1 protein-coding gene and 1 pseudogene are annotated in these 1,893 nt (G+C 73.5%); one reads left to right on the top strand and one right to left on the bottom strand.

Going from position 1 to position 1,893, the window contains the following annotated elements:
• Positions 1-1,265, bottom strand: a 1,265-nt coding sequence (locus EIO58_RS17105) for a beta-N-acetylglucosaminidase domain-containing protein (protein ID WP_205789355.1), incomplete at its 3' end; no start/stop codon positions are given.
• 30 nt (positions 1,266-1,295) lie between these two features.
• Here EIO58_RS17105 and EIO58_RS17100 point away from each other — a divergent pair.
• Positions 1,296-1,893: pseudogene (locus EIO58_RS17100) on the top strand (hypothetical protein); the annotation flags it as partial.

Here is a 1,893-nt window from a genome sequence, read left to right as displayed (position 1 = left end):
GGCCACGACGACAGCGTGCGCACGAGCGGGGCGAGGGCCGCGGCAGCCGGATCGAGCGCGCGCTCTGCGCGCGTGCCGGGATCATCCGGTCCCGCCACGATCCGCAGCGCCGCCGCGGCCGCGCGGTCGGGGTCGTAGTCCCGGGGATTCCATGCCCAGTCCGCGAACGCGGCGATGCCGAAGCAGCCAGGAGAGAACTCGACCATGGGGTTCGACCAGGCGCCGCGCAGCGCCGACCCCTCGACGTCGCTCGTGCGACCGAGGAGCGGGCCCAGGAATGCCCGGCCGCGATCGAAGTCGTTGACGGGAAAGTTGTCCCACAGCAGCAGGCGGTCGCCGAACACGGCGGCGGCCGCGTCGATGTCGTCGCGCGTGATGTCGCCGACCACGATGTCGCGGCCCGTCCACCACACCAGCGCCTCGTCGGGCAGTCCCGCGGCGAACGCCTCGCGATACGCCGACGCCTGCGTGCCGGCGTAGTCGGTGGGTACCACGAGCAGGTCGGCGCCAGGACGCCGGACGCGCATCACCGTCTCGGCGAACCGGCGCGCCGTCCCGGCGTGCGCCCTGCCGAGCGCGGCGGCGTCGTCGCCGAAGTGCGCGCGATCCGCCTCGTGCCGCGGCTCCATCGGAACGTCGTCGAACAGCAGCGCGATGCCGGGGATGCCGGCGTCGAGCAGCTGCGCGGCCTTCACCGCGAGCAGCTCGTGCTCCGTGTCGTCGGAGAACGCCATCGACCCTGCCGGGTGCAGGGCGACGACGACCTCGACGCCGTGTTCGGCGCCGACGCGCGCCAGCTCGGCGAGCTGCCCGAGCTCAGCCACTGGGTACAGCTCGCGCCACCGCTCGCGGTGCCACGGGTCGTCCTTGGGCGCGTACACATACGAGTTGAGCTTCACCCGGCCTGCGAGCCGCAGCGCGGCCAGACGCTCAGCGTGCGACCACGGCTCGCCGTAGAAGCCCTCGATGATCCCGCGGTGCCGCAGCACCGGGGCGTCCTCGATCCTGACGCCCGGCACCTCGCCGTGGGCACCCGCGAGCTCGGCGAGCGTCGCGCGCGCATGGCGGAAGCCACGGGGATCGGAGGCCTCGACCACGGCCCGCCCGTCGGCCACCTCCAGGCGATACCCCTCGGGCGGCAGATCCGGCGCCGATCTCTCCTCCACCGGCAACTCGGCGAGCGGCCAGCCGCCTGCGTGGGTTTCGACGCGCCGCGGCTGCGGGATGACGGGCGCGGGGCCGGGAATCGTGTCGGCATCGAACACATGGGAACGTTATCACATAGACTGGACGGCATGAGCTCCACTCCCTCGCTGACGAGTGACTCCGATCGGCGGACGATCCGGGGAGCCCGCTACTCCCTCTCCTGGCGCACGGGTCCGGCCGGACTCATGAAGTCGCCGTACCTGGAGTTCGCCGATGCCGACGGGGCGCGCTGGATGCGGATCTGCGCGCTGTCGAGCATCCACACCCGCGGTGCGCGCGACGAGAGCATGAGCCTCGCCGAGCCGGAGGTCCGCACCGAGGACGGCGCGGTCGTCGTCACCGTCGCGACCCGCTCCAGCGCCTGGGCCGAGCGCACGCTCGAGCTGCGCTGCACGGCGGACGCCGTCGAGATCACGGCAGAGGCGCGTGGCACCGGCGACCTCACCGACGTCACGATCCTCGGAGGCGACGGCATCCTGCCCACGGGCGCGAGCGGCACATTCCGTTCCGGTTTCGACGCGCAGTCCCTCTACGTCCCCAGCCCCACCGAGCCGGTCGCGTTCGTGCGCCCGGTGTGGTCGGCGGCGTCGCTCGGCGTCGTCGGCGACGCCGACCCGGGGCGCCTCAACGGCGTCTTCTCGCCGCCGCCGCTCGCGCTCGCCTTCGGCCGCGACCCCGCGACCGACG

It is taken from the genome of Microbacterium sp. CPCC 204701, assembly GCF_004010105.1.
Taxonomy (GTDB): domain Bacteria; phylum Actinomycetota; class Actinomycetes; order Actinomycetales; family Microbacteriaceae; genus Microbacterium.
The sequence above is the reverse complement of the archived record's forward strand: the minus strand, read 5'-3'. Positions and strand labels throughout refer to the sequence as shown.